This is a genomic window from Corynebacterium sp. EPI-003-04-2554_SCH2473622, from assembly GCF_001665955.1.
Taxonomy (GTDB): domain Bacteria; phylum Actinomycetota; class Actinomycetes; order Mycobacteriales; family Mycobacteriaceae; genus Corynebacterium; species Corynebacterium pseudodiphtheriticum.
Genome location: NZ_LZMN01000085.1, coordinates 1 through 18,451, shown reverse-complemented (window position 1 = coordinate 18,451; position 18,451 = coordinate 1). Strand labels below are relative to the sequence as shown.

19 protein-coding genes and 1 pseudogene are annotated in these 18,451 nt (G+C 55.0%); 14 read left to right on the top strand and 6 right to left on the bottom strand.

Translation table 11 applies throughout. The features are described from left to right. Position 1: 1 nt before the first annotated feature. The 6 genes from A5774_RS10660 (at position 2) to ffh (ending at position 4,845) form a co-directional block, all read left to right on the top strand. Complete coding sequence (locus A5774_RS10660; protein ID WP_021352711.1) at positions 2-349, top strand: sodium:proton antiporter; 348 nt, start codon at positions 2-4, stop codon at positions 347-349. Beyond that, positions 349-1,941, top strand: coding sequence for a monovalent cation/H+ antiporter subunit D family protein (locus tag A5774_RS10655; protein WP_021352710.1), 1,593 nt, complete (start codon positions 349-351; stop codon positions 1,939-1,941). Before A5774_RS10660 ends, A5774_RS10655 begins: the two co-directional genes overlap by 1 nt. Then, entirely contained in the window at positions 1,941-2,312 is a 372-nt protein-coding gene (locus A5774_RS10650) for a Na+/H+ antiporter subunit E (protein WP_021352709.1), read from the top strand. Before A5774_RS10655 ends, A5774_RS10650 begins: the two co-directional genes overlap by 1 nt. Then, a complete protein-coding gene (locus tag A5774_RS10645) occupies positions 2,312-2,572 on the top strand; it encodes a monovalent cation/H+ antiporter complex subunit F (RefSeq protein ID WP_021352708.1) in 261 nt (86 codons plus the stop codon). Before A5774_RS10650 ends, A5774_RS10645 begins: the two co-directional genes overlap by 1 nt. Next, positions 2,572-2,964: a monovalent cation/H(+) antiporter subunit G gene (locus tag A5774_RS10640; RefSeq protein WP_021352707.1), complete on the top strand. Its 393-nt coding sequence runs from the start codon at positions 2,572-2,574 to the stop codon at positions 2,962-2,964. The genes A5774_RS10645 and A5774_RS10640 overlap by 1 nt, the downstream gene beginning before the upstream one ends. Before the next feature lie 306 nt (positions 2,965-3,270). Continuing rightward, positions 3,271-4,845 carry a signal recognition particle protein gene (ffh, locus tag A5774_RS10635; protein ID WP_021352706.1) on the top strand — a complete coding sequence of 525 codons (1,575 nt, stop codon included), beginning with the start codon at positions 3,271-3,273 and terminating at the stop codon, positions 4,843-4,845. 1 nt (position 4,846) lies between these two features. On the opposite strand, the gene A5774_RS10630 is transcribed toward ffh, so the two are convergent. Beyond that, positions 4,847-6,937 carry an acyltransferase family protein gene (locus A5774_RS10630; RefSeq protein ID WP_064834721.1) on the bottom strand — a complete coding sequence of 697 codons (2,091 nt, stop codon included), beginning with the start codon at positions 6,935-6,937 and terminating at the stop codon, positions 4,847-4,849. Positions 6,938-7,348: 411 nt separating this feature from the next. On the opposite strand from A5774_RS10630, the gene rpsP reads away from it, so the two are divergent. From rpsP to A5774_RS11385, 5 genes are all read left to right on the top strand, one after another. Beyond that, positions 7,349-7,828: a 30S ribosomal protein S16 gene (rpsP, locus tag A5774_RS10625; protein WP_064834720.1), complete on the top strand. Its 480-nt coding sequence runs from the start codon at positions 7,349-7,351 to the stop codon at positions 7,826-7,828. Positions 7,829-7,937: 109 nt separating this feature from the next. Further along, entirely contained in the window at positions 7,938-8,438 is a 501-nt protein-coding gene (gene rimM / locus A5774_RS10620; protein WP_024272731.1) for a ribosome maturation factor RimM, read from the top strand. Then, positions 8,435-9,319: a tRNA (guanosine(37)-N1)-methyltransferase TrmD gene (gene trmD, locus A5774_RS10615; RefSeq protein WP_021352701.1), complete on the top strand. Its 885-nt coding sequence runs from the start codon at positions 8,435-8,437 to the stop codon at positions 9,317-9,319. Before rimM ends, trmD begins: the two co-directional genes overlap by 4 nt. A 90-nt stretch (positions 9,320-9,409) precedes the next feature. Next, positions 9,410-11,755, top strand: coding sequence for a Tex family protein (locus tag A5774_RS10610; protein WP_064834719.1), 2,346 nt, complete (start codon positions 9,410-9,412; stop codon positions 11,753-11,755). A gap of 151 nt (positions 11,756-11,906) precedes the next feature. Next, positions 11,907-12,074, top strand: coding sequence for a hypothetical protein (locus tag A5774_RS11385; protein WP_021352699.1), 168 nt, complete (start codon positions 11,907-11,909; stop codon positions 12,072-12,074). 74 nt (positions 12,075-12,148) lie between these two features. Here A5774_RS11385 and A5774_RS10605 read toward each other — a convergent pair whose 3' ends face one another. From A5774_RS10605 to A5774_RS11805, 5 genes and pseudogenes are all read right to left on the bottom strand, one after another. Next, positions 12,149-13,381, bottom strand: coding sequence for a ThiF family adenylyltransferase (locus A5774_RS10605; RefSeq protein WP_064834718.1), 1,233 nt, complete (start codon positions 13,379-13,381; stop codon positions 12,149-12,151). 9 nt (positions 13,382-13,390) lie between these two features. Then, positions 13,391-14,173 carry a thiazole synthase gene (locus tag A5774_RS10600; protein ID WP_064834717.1) on the bottom strand — a complete coding sequence of 261 codons (783 nt, stop codon included), beginning with the start codon at positions 14,171-14,173 and terminating at the stop codon, positions 13,391-13,393. A gap of 7 nt (positions 14,174-14,180) precedes the next feature. Next, a complete protein-coding gene (gene thiS / locus A5774_RS10595; protein ID WP_023019307.1) occupies positions 14,181-14,414 on the bottom strand; it encodes a sulfur carrier protein ThiS in 234 nt (77 codons plus the stop codon). 83 nt (positions 14,415-14,497) lie between these two features. Continuing rightward, a complete protein-coding gene (thiO, locus tag A5774_RS10590; protein WP_027017851.1) occupies positions 14,498-15,622 on the bottom strand; it encodes a glycine oxidase ThiO in 1,125 nt (374 codons plus the stop codon). Between the two features lie 57 nt (positions 15,623-15,679). Further along, positions 15,680-16,345, bottom strand: a pseudogene (locus tag A5774_RS11805) (thiamine phosphate synthase); the annotation flags it as partial. Positions 16,346-16,522: 177 nt separating this feature from the next. Between A5774_RS11805 and rplS the strand changes: the two are divergent. The 3 genes from rplS to lepB (A5774_RS10575) all read left to right on the top strand — a co-directional run. Continuing rightward, entirely contained in the window at positions 16,523-16,867 is a 345-nt protein-coding gene (rplS, locus tag A5774_RS10585; protein ID WP_021352694.1) for a 50S ribosomal protein L19, read from the top strand. A 375-nt stretch (positions 16,868-17,242) separates the two neighbouring features. After that, a complete protein-coding gene (lepB, locus tag A5774_RS10580) occupies positions 17,243-17,935 on the top strand; it encodes a signal peptidase I (RefSeq protein ID WP_051619289.1) in 693 nt (230 codons plus the stop codon). Then, a partial coding sequence (gene lepB, locus A5774_RS10575; RefSeq protein WP_064834726.1) for a signal peptidase I occupies positions 17,913-18,451 on the top strand: 539 nt, incomplete at its 3' end. The genes lepB (A5774_RS10580) and lepB (A5774_RS10575), both read left to right, overlap by 23 nt.

The window sequence follows — 18,451 nt, the reverse complement described above, 5'->3', positions numbered from 1 at the left end:
TATGACACTCGCCATTTCTGCCGGCCTGCTCGTAGGCTGTGCGGTGTATTTAATGATGCGCCGCGACATGCTACGCATTGCGCTCGGCTTTACCCTGCTCTCGCATGGAGCAAACCTAATCCTGATTGCAGCCGGCGGTACTGCTTCGCGTAACGAGCCATTCGGAAGCCACGACACCGCGGCCGTCGCGGAAGCAGCCGACCCACTGCCGCAGGCATTAGTTCTCACCGCAATCGTGATTTCCTTCTCAATTTCGGTTTTGATGTTTGTCACGGCAGCCGTCGGTAAGAAAGACGACGCCACCCGCCCAGAAGTTAACCTTGCACGCGAGCAGGATGTGGTTCTGTAATGGATATTGCTGCACTATTACCACTCTTTACTGCGCTGCCCCTAGTGCTTGGTGGCGTCCTGGTCGTCGGACACCGTTTCCAGTTGTTACAAGACATTGTGCTCTTCGCAACGCTGACTGGCTCTATCGCAGCATCTGCCGCGCTGTTCCCACTGGTTTCTGACGGGCAAACCATCGCTCACAACATTGGTATGTGGGGCTTTGGATATTCGATCCCATTCGTGGCCGATATGTTCGCTGTGCTGATGCTCGTGACTACGGCCGTACTCGGCCTAGTCTGTGCCTGGTTTGCTGCTGCTTCGGGTCTAACCAAGCAGCGCTTTGCCGCACCATTGATCCTCATTTTGATGGCCGGCGTCTTTGGTGCGATCTTGACTGGCGATCTCTTTAACTTTTTCGTTTGTCTTGAGATCATGCTCTTGCCGTCCTACGGGTTGTATGCATTAACGATTCACCAGCGCGGTGGATCACTGCTAGTAGGTGGCATGCGCCTATTCATTGCGTCGAACCTTCTTGGCTCTACGTTGTACATGGTCGGTGTAGGTCTGGTTTACGGCACAGCCGGAAGCATTAACCTCGCTGAGCTAGCCGGTGCCGCCAAAGAAGACCCAGCCGTCGCCCTGGCAGGTGCTGTGTGCTTGCTGGCTATGTTCATCAAGGCGTCGATCGTGCCGGTTCACTCCTGGTTGGCGCAGACCTACCCGTATACCAGCCCTGCGATTACCGCACTGTTTTCCGGCTTGCACACCAAAGTCGGCGTTTACATGATTTACCGCATCTACGCGGTGCTCTTCGATGGCGATGACCGCTTCCTCTGGATCATGGTCGCGCTGTTCAGCTTAACCATGGTCGTTGGTGTCCTGGGAGCAGTGGGTGAGAAAACTACGCGTTCGATTCTGGCATTCCACATGGTTTCCCAGCTCGGCTACATCATGATGGGCGTCGCGTTGTTTACGGAACTCGGTTTGGCAGCAGGCATTTTCTATCTTGTACACCACATGATTGTGAAAGCCTCTCTGTTTATGTCGACCGGCGCAATCGAGGTGCAATACGGAACCGGCGAATTGGGCAAGGTGACCGCGATGGCGAAACGCGAACCAATCATGGCCGTTGCGTTCTTCGTCGCAGCTTTGTCTCTGGCCGGTATCCCGCCATTCTCCGGCTTCGTAGCCAAATTCTCGCTGATGATAGCTACTTGGGAGGTTAACTGGATCTACCCGTTGGCAGTCATGGTGGTCGTCTCTTTGCTCACGCTATTGTCGATGCTGAAGATCTGGGGAGGCGTTTTCTGGGGTAACCCGAAAACCCCACTGCCGGATCCCGCGCACGGACAAGACCCAGACGGCCCTCATGCAACCTTGGGAGGCGGCGTTGCCACATATACGCGTAGCGATTCTCAGACGATGACTGAGGACAAAACCACGAAGAAACCGAAATCGCGTATTGGTTTTTGGCTCGCTGCTCCAGCAGTAATAACTGCCGTCATTACCTTGGTGCTTGGTGTCGGTGGCGAATATTTGATGCAGTATTCCGAGGTAGCCGCTAACAACCTGATGGATACCTCCAGCTATGTTGAGGCGGTGAAAAACTAATGGATATTGTGACTTGGCCATTTCGTATGTTGGGCTTTTGGCTCTGGTACCTGAAAGAATTCGTTGTTGCGAATATGTCCGTTATTCGCGACATTATTTCCCGGGGCCATGATTCGACGCCAGGCGTAGCTTGTTATGAATCTCGCAGTTTTAAAGCCGGCCATTACACGCTGTTCGCGGCGTTGGTGACCATCACCCCAGGTACTTTGGTAGTCGGTGCAGGGGAGACGAAGAACGGTGTACGCATCATGTATGTGCACGGTATGTATAACAAATCTGCCGACGAATTACGCGAAGATCTCCGGGACATGGAAGAACGCATGCTGAAGGGCATCATGTTCCGTCCGCGATTGAATGAGGACGCTAAATAATGACAACCGTAATCGCTATCGCAATCGTTATGATCGCACTGTCGGCGCTTCCCGCAGCGTATCGTATGTTGGTGGGGCCGACCCGTTCGGACCGGGTTTCCGCCGCGGACTTCTTATTGTTCGTACTGGTTGCGCTTCTCGGGCTCAGCGGATTCTTGAAAGGATCCGGTTATACCTTTGACCTGATGCTCGTCGCGTCACTGGTCGGCTTTTTGTCGGCAGTCTCGCTATCCCGTGCTCTATTGAGGGGTGCTCGTTAATGGACGTTATGGAAATTGTTTCCTCGGTATTCATCCTTATAGGCGCTGCCAACTTCGTAATCTGCGGTGCAGGCATGCTTACTTTCCGAGATGTTTACGCGCGTATGTCAGTTCTGTCGACAGCATCAGGCTTTGGTGTGTCGATGATTATTATCGGTGTCTTTTTGTTGGAGCCCCGTTGGTCTACCGCAATCGTTGGCATCGGGGCGATCATCTTACTGCTGGGCACTTCGGCAATCGGCTCGATACTGATTTCACGTTCGTCCATTCTGCGTCACGTCGCAATCGTCGATGTGCAATTTAACGAAGCAAACGTTTGGGAAGGTGAATTCGTCTCTCCCGACGATTTCCAGTACAAACAAGAGACCGGACAAGCGCGCAAACGCGACTAATTCGATTTGATTATATGCCCTAGGCCTTGTGGCCTGGGGCTTTTTGCTACTTAACCCCTAACTATCTTGCGATTGGTTTAGCAAGGCCGGACTGAGTAAGCACTACCGCTGCTACTGTGGCTGTCATTTTGAGTTACCCCGGCCGAAGACGTTATCCGAGTCCGTACTCGGGAAAGCGGCGGAAAAGCAATCTAAATCCTGTGTTTTCGTGGCCCCGGCATTTGGGGGAGTCTGATATGACCTGCGCGGGCAAGACCGGCTAGGCTAGTGGGGCTAGTATATGCCAACGGTAGGGAGTTACACGACGTGTTTGAGTCATTGTCCGACAGGCTACAGTCTGCCCTGAAAGGCCTTCGCGGCAAGGGCAAACTGACGGAGGCGGATATCAATGCCACCGCCCGGGAAATCCGGTTGGCGTTGTTGGAAGCCGACGTTTCGCTCACCGTCGTGCGCGGTTTCATTAAACGCATCAAAGATCGTGCCATTGGCGCGGAAGTTTCCGAAGCCCTGAACCCGGCTCAACAGGTTGTAAAAATCGTCAATGAGGAACTTCAAGATATCCTCGGCGGCGAGACACGGCGTTTGAACTTGGCGAAAACCCCGCCGACAGTCATCATGTTGGCTGGTTTGCAAGGTGCTGGTAAAACCACTCTGGCGGGTAAGCTCGCCAAACACCTGGAAAGCCGTGGTCACACCCCAATGCTGGTAGCTTGTGACTTGCAGCGCCCAGGCGCTGTTGATCAGCTGCGCATTGTTGGTGAGCGCGCGGGAGTCAAAACCTTCGCTCCGGACCCTGGCACCTCCATGGATTCCCAACATGAAATGGGAACCTCGCACGGAGACCCAGTCGAGGTCGCACGTAACGGCATTGAAGAAGCCCGCAAGGCCCAACATGACGTCGTTATTATCGATACTGCTGGTCGCCTTGGTATTGACGAGACTTTGATGAACCAGGCCCGGGATATTCGGAACGCGGTTAATCCCGACGAAGTCTTGTTTGTCATAGACTCGATGATCGGTCAGGATGCCGTTCATACCGCCGAGGCTTTCCGGGATGGCGTCGATTTTACTGGCGTTGTTCTGACAAAGTTGGACGGTGATGCTCGTGGTGGTGCAGCGCTGTCTATTCGTGAGGTAACCGGCAAGCCGATCCTGTACGCTTCGACCGGCGAGAAACTCACCGATTTTGATGTATTCCATCCTGAGCGCATGGCCAGCCGTATCTTGGGCATGGGCGACATGCTCACTTTGATTGAGCAGGCTGAGGCTAACCTCGACCAGAAAAAGGCCGAAGAGGCTGCGCATAAGCTCGGCTCGGGCGAGATGACGCTGAATGACTTCCTCGACCAGCTCATGATGGTGCGTAAGATGGGCCCCATCGGCAATCTATTGAAGATGATGCCAGGCGGTAGCCAAATGTCGAAGATGGCCGACATGGTCGACGAAAAACAACTGGATCGCATCCAGGCCATTATTCGCGGCATGACCCCTGCTGAGCGCGACGATCCGAAGATCTTGAACGCTTCTCGCCGCAAGCGTATTGCGGCCGGTTCCGGTGTGGAAGTCTCCGAAGTTAATCAACTGGTGGAGCGCTTCTTCGAAGCGAAAAAGATGATGAGCAAGATGGCTGGGCAGTTCGGTATGCCTGGAATGGGCGGATCGAAACGTTCGGCGACGAAGAAGAAACCAAAGGGCCGGAAGAACAAGAAGGGCAAACGGAAGAAAGGCGGGGGCGGTGGCGGAGGCATGCCAAACATGCCAGGTATGCCTGGAATGGGAGGCGGAATGCCATCGATGAAAGATCTACAGCAAATGCAGCAGCAGATGCCTCCGGGAATGGAAAATATCGATTTGAGCAAGCTCAACTTCGGTAACAAGTAAGCTATTTGACGTAAGGTTTGATAATCGGCTCCAGCAAAGGCTGGGCCGATTTTGCATATGCATTCGAAATATGGTGCATATCGCGATAGACAGCGATATTGCCGATAACAACTTCACAGCGTCGCTGGTCGCAGAACCAATCTGCTGTATCTACGGCCTTCATTCCCAGCTCATTCAACACGGATTCGGCGGGGTCGACTTCTTGATACACCTGCTTCCGTGCGACTGAACACAGCCCGCCACCGTCCACTAGGCAGTTACTGAAGTTGAAAGGCTCGCCGTTGGGCCGAAAGCCCCAAGGGTTATCGCGTAACCCGACAAAATCGATGTCAGCGTCGGCAAGCTCTTGCCAAAAAGCTGCGTAGCCATACGGGACATAATCTGGGCCATGACCAAATTCGCCTACCGGTCGGGTCGAATTTGAAATCACGAGGTCAGGTTTTTCTTCGCGCAATTTCTCAATTACCCGCTGACTCCAGTTATAGCAGCGCTGATCAATTTGATGAGTGCCGACGATCAAATCATTTGGTCCCGTGACAATCGGGCAGCCCGCGCGCAGCATCACCTCTAAGCGGAAACCGTATTTTTTCCCCAGCGCATCTAACGGCCCAGCCCACTGTTCGGCGTGTGAGCCTCCTACTAAGTAAACGGTCTTGTCTGCATCACGGTCACCGAAAACGCAGGGTTCCCCATAGCGGGATTCCTCGAATTGCACGGTCGAAGAAGGATGATCGGCCGGGATAAAGCAGTGGACCTCGGACACGACAGGGGCGAGGCTAGAAACGAGATGTGGATCTGGTGCGACGTCTACATTCTTTGGGACGTCGTGCCCAGATTGGGCCAGCACGCCAGGATACATTTCCTGCGGTAACGGCAGGCTGCGTTCATTGTGTAGACGCTGCGTCCACCATGGTTGGATGCAGAACAACGCGAGCAAGGCGGCAACCGTAACAGTGGCTCCGGTGGCGCGTGCACGGTGCGAGCTAATGTTCTGGCGCAGTTCCTTCCAGGTGATCTGTGGAGACTTGCTCGTCCGGCGGGAAGATTTTTCCCGCAGCGGTTTTTCTATGAACCTATTTGTGATCCACGCCAACAGCACGGAAATAGCGATGATACTAATGCCCAGTATCGCGCTGGGTTCGGATTGCTTCCAGTAATTCGTAGCAATAATGAGTAGGGGCCAGTGCCAAAGGTACAGCGAGTAGGCGATTTCACCGAGCCAACGCATCGAGCGAGTGGCTAAAAACTGTGCGATGTAGCCGTTGCCACCTATGATCAACAGTACGGCGCCACCAATTGGAAGCAGCGACAATGGCCCGGGATAGGCCGTGGAATCTTCGACGATGATGCCTGTGATAAACAGCAACACCAACCCGGTGACGCCAGCAATGTCGGAAAGCCAACGGTTCAGGGCTAGTTTGCTGCCGTAAATCACCAAAACTGCCCCGAGGCTTAATTCCCACATCCGTGACCAGGTGGAATAATAATTATCTGACATGCCGTAAAGGCCGAAGCGGGAAGCATAAGCAAATGAAATGGCCGTGACGATGGCAAGTATCGGCCCCGCAACCCGCTGTACCAGGTGCCTACGGTTCTGTAGCGCCCACGCCAGCAACAATGCGAATCCGATGCCCAGCACATAAAACTGCCCTTGCACTGCCATCGACCACAGATGTTGCAGTGGGGAGATTTCCGCTGCCGCCGCAGCATAATCCGCGTCTTGCCTGGTCAACTCCCAGTTTTGGTAATAGGCTAGGCTGGCGGTTATCTGCTGTGCCAGTTCGATATTCATCAGCCACGGGGTGGTGGTCAGCACTAAAATCACGGTGATGCCCACAACTAATGCGAGTGCGGGGACTATCCGTCGAATTGTGCGCCAGATGGGCCACCATGGATTCAGCGAGGCGTTATCACCAGAGGCATAGCGGAGCTGTGAACCAAGAAAGAAATAACCGGACAACAGTAAGAACACATCCACGCCACCGGATACCCTGCCAACAAAGACATGGAAAACTACCACTAGGGCGATGGCAAGGCCGCGTAGGCCGTCCAAGTCATAGCGGTAGGAGGGTTTATTTGGTGTGGGAGTCAAAGCGGGGTCAAATAATCAATCGGTGATAAGACTGTTGCGAAACGGGAGCGAATAGCGATATCGATTATGGATACTTGGGTAGTTTAACGTTTTTTTCTTGTTCGCCCTATTTGACTCACCCTGCAGGGGCTTTGCTTAAGCCGCTGCTGGTCAACTTGGCTTAAGCCCTTGCTGATTAACTTGCTGTTGACTAAACCGCTGCTGTGCGAATGTGCGGCAAGAAAACCGTGGTTGGCCAACAACAAGTTTCCGGGCTATACTCGAGGGCTGTCTGTGTATCTGCGTAACATCGCGGTCGTCTACGGTCGTCGCGGTTGGGATCACGCGCAGACTAATCCAAGGGTTGAACCGGCCTGTATTCGCAGGTGTCAGAACTACCCAGTGAATCTCTACAAAGAAAAGGAGCCAATAATGGCTGTCAAAATTAAGCTGCAACGCCTCGGCAAGATCCGCACTCCACAGTACCGTGTGGTCATCGCCGATTCTCGCACCCGCCGTGATGGTAAAGAGATCGAGGTTATCGGTCGATACCAGCCTAAGCAGGAGCCTTCCCTGATCGATATTGATTCCGAGCGCGCTCAGTACTGGTTGTCTGTTGGTGCACAGCCTACCGAGCCGGTTCTCGCTCTGCTGAAGGTCACCGGTGACTGGCAGAAGTTCAAGGGCTTGCCTGGTGCAGAGGGTACTCTGAAGACCGCTGAGCCGAAGCCTTCCAAGCTGGAGCTGTTCAACAAGGCCCTGGAGGAAGCCAACAACGGCCCATCTATCGAAGCCATCACCGAAAAGAAGAAGAAGGCTAAGGAAGAAGCCGACGCTAAAGCTGCTAAGGAAAAGGCAGAAGCTGAGAAGGCTGCTGCTGAAGGCGAAGCCGAAGCTGAATCCAACGACTAAAAGTCTGCAGTCGGTCTGAAAGATTCCGCAGGCTTTGCAACACCGCGTGGCGTTCCCGAACCGGGAACCCGCGCGGTTTTTGTATGACGGACACGCTAAATTAGGGGATATGGACGTACGAATTGGTCGGGTCGTTAAGACCCATGGCATCCGTGGCGAAGTCGTGGTGGAAACTACTACCGATGACCCGGAAGGCCGCTTTGCCCCGGATACTGTTATCGAGGGCCGTCAGTCAGGTCGCACGCAATCATTACAGGTCCGCAGTGCGCGTCCGCATAAAGGGCGTTTATTACTTGCATTGAAGGAAATCACGGACCGCACTACGGCGGAATCGTTGCGGGGCATGGAGTTTTATGCGCCGGCTGATGATTCGGACGAGGATGGTTATTATGACCATGACTTGGAAGGTTTGCGCGTGTGGCACGATGGCACGGAGATTGGCGCAATTAGCGGTGTCGTCGAAACCATCAACCGTAGTTTGCTGGAAATCACGCTGACCGACGACGGTCGCACCGTTTTAGTCCCATTCGTCGACGAGTTCATTGCCGAAGTAGATTTGGAAGCTGGAACGATGACGATCACTCCGCCGGAAGGGTTGTTGGACCTGTGAGACTTGATGTTGTCTCAATATTCCCAGAATATTTGCAGCCATTACGTCACGCGTTGCTTGGGCGCGCAATCGAGCGTGGTCTGATCAGTGTCGGTGTGTATGACCTCCGCGACTGGGCCACGGGGGTGCACAAGTCCGTCGACGATTCGCCTTATGGAGGCGGGCCAGGAATGGTAATGAAACCCGAGGTATGGGGCCCTGCGCTCGACGAGATTGCCGCGGGAAAACGTGCAGGAGGGGCTGAACAGTTAGATTCCGCAGTGCAGCACATCCACGGTGCTACTCACGATGAACTGTCCGGTACTGTTCCGCAACGCTACGATGATCGGGATGTCTTGGCAGGCGAGGACCCGAATGCACCGTTGCTGCTTGTGCCTAGCCCTGCTGGCGCAGTGTTTAGTCAAAATAAGGCACAAGCCTGGTCCAATGAAGACCACATTGTTTTCGCGTGTGGGCGCTACGAAGGTATTGATCAACGCGTTATTGATGACGCGGCCCACCGCTACCGTGTGCGTGAGGTTTCGATCGGTGATTACGTCTTGATTGGCGGCGAGGTTGCGGCTTTGGTGATTGCCGAAGCTATCGTTCGGTTAATCCCCGGGGTTTTGGGCAACCAACGTTCGCATCAGGAAGACTCGTTTTCCGACGGCTTGTTGGAAGCGCCGTCGTACACCAAGCCACGCGTGTGGCGCGGTTTAGAAATTCCGGAAGTATTAACTTCCGGGCATCATGGCAAAGTGGCGCAGTGGCGGCGGCAACAAGCGTTGCTGCGCACGCAGTCACGGCGCCCAGATCTATTGGAAAATGTGGAGCTGAGCACAGCGGACCGGAAAATTCTCGCCGCTATCCGGGAAGAAGCAGCAGGTATCGGCGAAAATTAGCGGGAATATCAGGCGGTCCGCGGACTAGCCTTCTGCTAGAAGCTCGCCTAAAGGTGGTGGAGATGGTGGCGAATAACTAGGCTTGGCCCAATGATCGCCAGTGTTATTGCCGAAGAATTAGGTGTTTCCAGTAACCGCGTGCAGGCAGCATTGTCCCTGCTTGCCGAAGGAAACACCGTCCCGTTTATCGCCCGTTACCGCAAGGAAGCTACCGGCGCGCTGGATGATACCCAGTTGCGGCACATCCAACAGCGCGCGGACTACCTGGAAGAACTCGCAGCGCGCAAGGAGACGATACTCGCTGCAATCGACGAGCAAGGCAAGCTCACAGATAAGCTGCGCGCGGAGATTAGCGAATGCGATTCCAAGGCTCGTTTAGAAGATCTCTACCTTCCGTATAAAAAACGCAGGAAGACCAAGGCGGACAAAGCTCGGGAAGCTGGCCTGGAGCCGTTGACGGACACGTTGATTGAGAATCCGTCGGTGGATCCGGAGACCGCTGCGCAGGATTATCTTGTCGACGGCTATGCTGATGCCAAAGCGGCCCTGGATGGCGCCCGAGCGATTTTGGTCGATAGGCTCGCTTTGGACGCGGACCTGGTCGGGGAGGTTCGTGAGCAGTTTTTCCGTGATGGCACTCTGGGCGCTCAGGTCGTGGCTGGGAAAGAAACTGAAGGTGCGAAATTCCGTGATTATTTCGATTTTTCGGAGCCGTTGACCGCATTGCCTTCACATCGCATTTTGGCGTTGTTACGCGCGGAATCGGAAGGCATTATCCAGCTGGAATTCGATGGTGGTGATGACGCAGGCTACGAGCATTTGATTGCTCAGCGTTTCGAACTAGATACCGCGGCCTCGAGTTGGTTGGCACAGGCTGTGCGTTGGGGGTGGCGAACCAAGTTGATGGTCTCTGCTGGGTTGGATGCGCGCAACCGTCTGCGTAGCTATGCAGAAGATGAAGCCCTACAGGTTTTTTCGACGAACTTGCGTGATGTTTTACTGGCTGCACCCGCTGGGCAAAAAGCCATGTTGGGTATGGATCCGGGCTACCGCAACGGTGTGAAGTGCGCGGTGGTCGATGCCACCGGAAAAGTCGTGGATACCACAGTGGTATATCCGCACCAGCCACAAAAGCAGTGGGCGCAGGCGGTGGAGGTGTTGCGCGGTTTGTGCGCTAAGCACGCCGTAGAGCTCGTCGCCGTGGGTAATGGAACGGCCTCCCGGGAGTCGGAAGAGTTAGCAGCGGAAGTTGTCGGCACGTTGGAAACACGCCCGCAAGTTGTTGTGGTGTCGGAATCTGGTGCATCGGTGTATTCCGCCTCGGCACAAGCGGCGGCCGAATTGCCGGATATGGACGTTTCTCTACGTGGAGCAGTTTCGATTGCCCGGCGTTTGCAAGACCCGTTGGCTGAGCTAGTGAAAATCGATCCGAAGTCCATCGGTGTGGGGCAATACCAGCACGATGTGAATCAGACCAACCTAGCCCGGGCGCTGGACGACGTCGTCGAGGATGCAGTAAACAGCGTGGGAGTGGATGTCAACACGGCTTCGGTTCCGCTATTAGAACGAGTGGCCGGGTTAAACGCGACCGTTGCGGAGAATTTGGTGACTTACCGGCATCAGAATGGCCGGTTTGCTACGCGCAAAGAGTTGGTAGAAGTACCACGTTTAGGGCCCAAAGCGTTCGAACAAGCGGCAGGGTTTTTGCGTATCAATGGCGGGGATAATCCTTTGGATTCCTCTGCGGTACACCCCGAGGCTTATCCGGTAGTGCAAAAAATTGCGGCTGCGGTTGGAGCAGGCGTGGAAGAGTTAATCGGTGATTCTGCTCGTCTGGCGAAGTTGCAGCCTGCTGAGTTTGCAGACGAGGAGTTTGGTGAGCTGACCATCGCCGATATTATTGCTGAACTGGAGAAGCCCGGCCGCGATCCGCGTCCGGAATTCCGAACAGCGAGTTTTAAAGAAGGCGTGACGAAGGTAGCGGATTTGCAACCGGGCATGATCTTAGAAGGCACGGTTACCAATGTTGCTGCTTTCGGAGCGTTTATAGACGTTGGGGTACACCAAGATGGCTTGGTGCATATTTCTGCGATGAGCAACAAATTCGTGTCTGATCCGCACACAGTGGTGCGTTCGGGTGAGATTGTGAAGGTGAAGGTCATTGATGTTGATGTTGACCGTCAGCGCATTGGATTGAGTTTACGTTTAGACGATGAGCCTGGCGCTGGCAGCAATAAATCGGGTGGCAACAAGCCAGGCGGTGGGTCTTCCCGGAAGTCCTCGAATCAGGGTGGTCGATCCGGGCGGTCGGGTGGTGATCGCACTGAGACTCGTGCTGGAAAGGGGCGTGGGACCAAAAACTCTGCTGCCACGGCGAAGAATAAACCAGCTGGTTCTATGGCTGATGCCTTGCGCAACGCCGGTTTCGGTGCCTAACTCTTGGTTAGTTTCGTGCGTCTTTAACGCACGGCTGTTGGATTCTGTTGGAAGCAGGCAGTATACTGTAGGAGACGATGCCCGGGTGTAGCGCACGTGCTACAAGTTATGCCCGGGTGCGAGTTTAGAAAGCTATTCAAAGGGGCAAAGCATGAGTACCAAGCAGGACCGGCAAGAAGAGGCCCGGGACATTAAAACCGGTGATGATCAGCCGTCGAATATGTCTGAGGTTTATCTGCCGTTCATTGGTTTCTTCGTTGTGATGGCAGTTGGCCTTGGTCTGGTCATCGGCGGTTTCAACGCTTTGGAATACCTCTAAAGCTTTCCCGTTCTTATTTGCCCGCTCCCGTCTCGGGAGTCGGGCCTTTTGCGTGCCAGCAACGGGCTTGGATTCTAGGGTTTCCGATGGTCGGTACCGAGCGCATTGAGCCCGCCGGGTAGGCTGCATAACTGCACTTGCGGTAGCGCAGGGCCATATTCGTCGATGACGCGTTGGCTGCGCAGCCCGGAAGCACAAAAAACCACGACTTCTGTAGCGGATCCAATTGTGGTCTTGATGTCTGCGCTGTTGGTGATCGTACTAAGCGGTAGTCGCAGTGGCTGGTAATGCTCTGGAAGGTCTGCCAGGTATTTCTCGTGCGCTTCTCGTACATCAAGCGCTACTGCTGTGCCCCCAGCCACTCGTTGCAAAAGCTTGCGTGCTTGTGTGGCGTGGTCTTTTTGTCCATTTTGATCCGAAAGGCGTTTCGGTTCAGTGGCAGTCGCCGCGCAACTGGCGCCATAAAACTCTGCTAATTGTGTGGTTAATGGGCGTTGCGGATCAGTACGGACACGGAAGCTGGTCAGCGCAGCTGGCATAGCCTGATAACGCAAAACCCGGCCCGGTTCGTAGCGCATTTCGGTGAGATAGGCGATGGCTTCGGTAGACATCAGTCCAGCAATCACGGACGTCGTCACGCCCAACACTCCGGCGGTTGCGCAATCTGGTGCGCTTGTGGCATCGGGTTGTTCGGGAAATAGGTCCCGCAATCCAACACCACGTTGCTTCGCTTGCTGGGAGCCGTCGCGTTGCTTCTCTTGTACGTCTGGGCCTGAGTGCCATAGTGCAACCTCACCGGAATACTGCAAGACCGTGCCCCATACCAGTGGGATTCCCAGAATCTCGCAGGCATCAGCGACTAAATATTTTGTAGCAAAAGTATCTGAGCCATCCAGCACCAGGTCGACGCCGTCGAAAAGTTGCAAGACATTATCGACCCGTATGCGTTCCGCCAGGGCAATAACTTGAATATCAGGTTGCAATTCCCGAGCGCGCGCGGCAGCAACCTCGACTTTGGGTTTGCCAACATCACCGGCGCCAAACAAAATTTGCCGGTGAATATTGCTTAAATCCACTGTGTCGTCATCCAGCAGCGTAATCTTGCCGACGCCAGCGGCCGCCAGCTGCTGTAACGCTGGGCACCCCAAGCCACCGGCACCAACGATAAGCACATGGCTGGCATGTAAACGTGCCTGTTGGCGCGGTCCAAAACCCGGCAAATTCATTTGCCGCGCAGTGCGCTGGATCTCGCGGTCGGGTAGTTGGGTGAGGAAATCGTGTGCTTGCGCGACAGAATTAGTGGTCATGCTCCACATCTATAGCACTTGATCGGGCCACGAGGCGAGACCAGAAAAAGTACTGGAGGCTTGGGCATGTTCCCGGCGCGGGATGCGTCCTGCGCTACGTGAAAGATGTCCGCTGGTGACGGCGTGACGCATCGCCTCAGCCATCGCTACCGGATTTTGGCACCGATTGATGGCACTGGCAAGCAAGACACCGGAGCATCCCAACTCCATGGCAAAGGCGGCATCCGAGGCAGTTCCGATACCGGCATCGATCAGCACTGGTACTTGCGCGCGAGAACAGATCAGCTCAATATTATGCGGATTCAAAATTCCTAAGCCCGTGCCGATCGGTGAGCCCAATGGCATTACTGCAGCAGCGCCGGCATCTTCGAGTTTGCGAGCCACCACCGGATCATCAGAGGTATAGGCTAAGACGGTAAAGCCTTCGTCGATCAGCAGCTCGCAGGCGTCCAAGGTTTCGGTGACGTCGGGTAACAATGTGTGTTCATCGGCGATTACTTCGAGTTTCACCCAGTTGGTGTCGAGTGCTTCGCGGGCCAATTTCGCGGTAATCACAGCATCGCGGGCGGTGCGACAGCCGGCGGTATTGGGTAACGGGTCGATACCCAAGCGCTGCATTAACTCAAAGACAGATTCGCCTCCGCCGGTAGCTGCCGAGTAGCGCCGCATCGCGACCGTTGTGAGCTGTGTGCCGGAAGCAATTAGTGCTTTTTCCAGCATTTCCTGTGAGGAAGAGCCACCTGTGCCCATGATCAAGTGGGATTCATAAGAACGATCTGCAATAGTGAGCATGCGGTCACTAGCCTCCTTGCCGTGCGTTGAGGATATCGACGGTTTCACCGTCGTTTAGTGCGCGACACCATTGCGAAGCCGGCACTACTTCACCGTCGATAGCAACGGCAATGCCCGCTGTGAGATCTTTACCGGTGATTTCTTTAACCAGCGCGGTGACATCAATAGCCGAAGTCGTGTGCGGCTGGTCGTTAACCGTGATTTCAACGGTCTTAGCAGTATCGGTAGAGCGATCTGTCATGTGGATCCTTTCAACAGCTATAGGCTGGGTGCTGGGGTCAGATAATCGGTTCTGGAGTAGTTTTAGCGCAGAATAACGGATTGTTAGCGGGCGTCGCGAAACGGGGCGCAAGCGCTGATATCCACGCTGAGCTGATCAGGTGTTGCGCCTTCAATGAGTTCACGGCTAACGCGCGCAGCCAGTGCGGAAAGCAAAATCCCGTGTCGAAAATAGCCGGTAGATATCACCAGATTAGCACTGACTCGCCCCAGATAAGGTAGATCATTGGGGGTGCCAGGGCGTGCGCCGGTGGTAGCTTCGAGAAATTCACATTCTTCAATTCCGGGCACGAGGCGGATGGCATCGCGCAGAAGATCGTAGACTGACGACGCTGGGGGGCCAGAGCGGTGATCTTCGCGACTGGTTGCACCAATCGTGATGCGGCCGTCGGAACGCGGGATGATGTAGATCGGACGGTCTTCCACAAAACCGCGGATTACTCGATCGCACAATGGCTGCAAGTGCTCGGGGCACTGGAGTTGTAACACCTCGCCATAGACCGGGCGAAGCTGGAACGCCTCCTTTGGGCTTGCTGGGTTGGTGCCGGTTTCCGGCAAGACTCCCGCGATATCGCGAGCGCCCAAACCATTGCACAGTACAGTTTGTTTCGCAGGATATCGTCCCTGGGCAGTAAGCACCGCACCATCTTCGAGCTTCGTGGCTTGTTCTCGGATTATCTCCACGCCCATGTTCCTGAGTGCATCGAGCAGCGCAAGGGCAGTCTGGCGAGGAAAAATTTGGTGGTCCCCCGGAATTTCCACGGCTCCCGCCACCGCCGGAGAAAGTGCCGGTTCGAGTTTGCGGGCTTGGCGCACCGAAAGTTTCGCCACATCCATACCATGCGCATTCTGATAATCCATCAACTCCGTCAGATGTTGAGAATCTGCGCGGTCGGCAGCGACCACTAACGTGCCCTCGGTGCGATAGCCAGTTGGAAGATCCGTGTGTTCGGCAACGATCTCCATCAGCTTGGGATACCACTGGCCGGAATACTGCATCAGCGGGAAGAGTGGGTCTTGTTGATAGACGACCTCCGCGGCAGGTGCGAGCATGCCACCGGCATGATGTGTGGCACCCGATGCAGGGCTCGGATCTAACACCCGGACGCTATGACCGTGGTGTGCTAACTCCACTGCGGTAGCCAAACCCACCATTCCAGCACCGATAATATTGACCTCGACCTGCTCGGCTCTGCGGGAGGCCGCCTGCCCAGCGGTAACATTCTTGACGACGCCAGCTACATATTTTTCTGGGTTCGCAGCATGCATAATCCCGCGTACGATCGCGACGCCGGCAACTCCGGTGGCGGCTAAGTCCTGGGCATCGTCGATAGTGACATCGCCAATGGCAACGACCGGCACTGCGCTGGCTGCGACGATTCGTGGATAACCAGAAATGCCCAGCGGGCTACGTCCGGAATCTTTCGTCGGAGTTGCCCGAAACGGACCGCAACCGATGTAATCCAGCTCTTCGGCGTAGGCATTCGCAGCTCGCGCTAGTTCAACTGTGCCCGTGGTCAAGCCGATGACCGCGCCGGGGCCAAGGATTTCGCGAACCTTAGCGACGTTCATGTCATCTTGACCGACATGGACTCCGGCAATGGGGTAGCCATCGGTTTTGAGCTTGGCGACGAGTTCCACGACATCGTCGACCAGAACCGCACAATTCGGGTTGACCTGTGTAACAGCCACCGAGACATCGGCGGCGAGCCGATAGAGATCTGCCTCCGTGATCGGTTTGGAGCGCACTTGGATGATGCCGGCGCCACCGCGAGCAGCAGCAACCGCACGAGCAACAATCTCGTCGTGGCTTCCTGATCCGGTGACAAAGTAGCAACGGAAATCCAGGTGCTCCCGGGCGCTATGGGCACGAGTAGGGAAAGGTGCAGACATGAAACCACCGTTTGTATTGCTGGAATAGATTTGAAATCTGTTTAACTATTGTGCCAGACTAGAGCGGTTGATTGTTAAGGATACGAACCGGTCACATCACGCAGAATCGTAACGGTCATGCTGATGATTCTTTGTGATTGCTAGGCTCCTCTTTCCCGACGTATTAAGGACACTGCTATGAACCACATTCTCGACAAAGTCGATGCTGCGCAGCTGCGCGACGACATCCCAGAATTTCGTGCCGGCGATACCCTGGACGTAGAAGTCAAGGTTATCGAGGGAACCACCCAGCGTACCCAGCTTTTCTCGGGCGTCTGCATCCGTCGTCAAGGTTCCGGTATTCGTGAGACCTTCACCGTACGTAAGATCTCCTTCGGTATCGGAATTGAGCGTACTTTCCCGGTGCACTCTCCAAACATCGACTCGATCAAGGTTACTCGCCGCGGTAAAGTCCGTCGCGCGAAGCTGTACTACCTGCGCAACCTGCGCGGCAAGAAGGCTCGTATCAAGGAAAAGCGCTAAGTTTTTCACAGATGCTGCAATCACCCAGGCTGAATTATTCTGCCTGGGTTTTTTGTTGCTCTGAATACCTCTAGTGCTGCTCAGTACGTTGCTGATCTGCCGCCTGTACATTTATCCACTGCTAAGGTGTAATCCGTGACTAGCGAAGAAAACCGCACTGGAGATGATCTAGCCAAAAGTCGGCGCCTGCGAGATGAGGCTGTGCCTGAGTCTGTGGCTAAGACCGAGGCTGCAACAGCGGCTGAGGCCGGGACTGCGCCTGAAACCGGGGCTGCGACAGCGGCTGCGGCCGGCGAGGAAACTCAAGCGACTAGGGGCAGTGAAGCTGCCGATAGTGATGCCGCCGACAGTGGTGCCGCCGAAGAAAAACCGCGGATGCCAGCTTGGGCCGAGACCATACTGACGGTTTTGGTGGTTTTGGTGGTCGTCGGGCTGTTTCAGAATTTCGTCGGCCGCCAGTACGTGATCCCTTCGGCGTCCATGGAACCGACTTTGCATGGTTGCCCGGAGTGCACGGATGACCGGATTTTTGTGGAAAAGGTCAGCTACTACTTTTCTGAACCGCAGCCTGGCGACGTCGTGGTGTTCGAAGGCACCCCATCCTGGGACGGCATGTATCAGTCACCGCGTTCCGATAATGCTGTCTTTGCTCGTATTCAGGATGGCTTATCGTTGGTTGGTTTGGCCGCGCCAGATGAAAATACTTTGGTGAAGCGCATCATTGCTACTGGCGGGCAAACAGTGTCCTGTCAGGAAGGCGACACGGCTGTGATGGTAGATGGTCAGCCGATTGATCAGTCCTACGTGCAAAGCCCATCACAGTATGCGGTCGATGAGTCTATAGGTTCGGAGGCTTGCGGCGGCCCGTATTTTGGCCCGGTTGAGGTTCCGGAAAATTCCTATTTCATGATGGGGGACAACCGGACTAATTCCGCAGATTCTCGGGCGCACATGTTTGATGATCGTCAGGGCACTATCCCGGCGGAAAATATTCGCGGCAAAGCAAAATTTGTCTTTTACCCGTTTAACCGCTTTGGCGGTATCGATGACCCGGACATCCAGCAGTAGTTCTGCCCCGACCACTGTGCGCCGAAATGCTCCGCAGGCGTGGCGTTGGCGGATCATGCTCGTCACCGCTGTCGTGAGTTTTGGTGTTCTTGCTGCGGTGCAGGCTTTCGTCGGCAGGTTTTATGTGGTGCCTTCGTCGTCGATGGAGCCAACCTTGCAGGGGTGTACAGACTGTCCGGAGAGTAATGATCGCATCGTCGTCGACAAGTTAGCCTATCGTTTTGGTGATCCACAGCCGGGCGATGTAGCAGTATTTGATGGTACTGAGTCGTGGCACTCGGGTTTTTCTTCTCCGCGCAGCAACAATCGTTTTCTGCGTGGTGTACAGAACGTAGGCTCAGCGATTGGTGTGGTCGCCCCGGATGCGAATAGCTTCGTTAAACGGGTCATCGCTATTGAGGGCCAGACCGTGCAGTGTATGCCCGGTGACCCTGGGGTGCTTGTCGACGGACGAATTATCGCAGAACCATATCTTGCTGACCCGCCTGCGCATCGTGTCGACGGACCCGGTGGTGC

Bases quoted from the DNA above. Each gene is read 5' to 3' on its own strand.
- A5774_RS10660 (WP_021352711.1), top strand. From the start codon at position 2: ATGACACTCGCCATTTCTGCCGGCCTGCTCGTAGGCTGTGCGGTGTAT.
- A5774_RS10655 (WP_021352710.1), top strand. From the start codon at position 349: ATGGATATTGCTGCACTATTACCACTCTTTACTGCGCTGCCCCTAGTG.
- A5774_RS10650 (WP_021352709.1), top strand. From the start codon at position 1,941: ATGGATATTGTGACTTGGCCATTTCGTATGTTGGGCTTTTGGCTCTGG.
- A5774_RS10645 (WP_021352708.1), top strand. From the start codon at position 2,312: ATGACAACCGTAATCGCTATCGCAATCGTTATGATCGCACTGTCGGCG.
- A5774_RS10640 (WP_021352707.1), top strand. From the start codon at position 2,572: ATGGACGTTATGGAAATTGTTTCCTCGGTATTCATCCTTATAGGCGCT.
- rpsP (WP_064834720.1), top strand. From the start codon at position 7,349: ATGGCTGTCAAAATTAAGCTGCAACGCCTCGGCAAGATCCGCACTCCA.
- rimM (WP_024272731.1), top strand. From the start codon at position 7,938: ATGGACGTACGAATTGGTCGGGTCGTTAAGACCCATGGCATCCGTGGC.
- A5774_RS10610 (WP_064834719.1), top strand. From the start codon at position 9,410: ATGATCGCCAGTGTTATTGCCGAAGAATTAGGTGTTTCCAGTAACCGC.
- A5774_RS11385 (WP_021352699.1), top strand. From the start codon at position 11,907: ATGAGTACCAAGCAGGACCGGCAAGAAGAGGCCCGGGACATTAAAACC.
- A5774_RS10605 (WP_064834718.1), bottom strand. From the start codon at position 13,381: ATGACCACTAATTCTGTCGCGCAAGCACACGATTTCCTCACCCAACTA.
- A5774_RS10600 (WP_064834717.1), bottom strand. From the start codon at position 14,173: ATGCTCACTATTGCAGATCGTTCTTATGAATCCCACTTGATCATGGGC.
- thiS (WP_023019307.1), bottom strand. From the start codon at position 14,414: ATGACAGATCGCTCTACCGATACTGCTAAGACCGTTGAAATCACGGTT.
- rplS (WP_021352694.1), top strand. From the start codon at position 16,523: ATGAACCACATTCTCGACAAAGTCGATGCTGCGCAGCTGCGCGACGAC.
- lepB (WP_051619289.1), top strand. From the start codon at position 17,243: ATGCCAGCTTGGGCCGAGACCATACTGACGGTTTTGGTGGTTTTGGTG.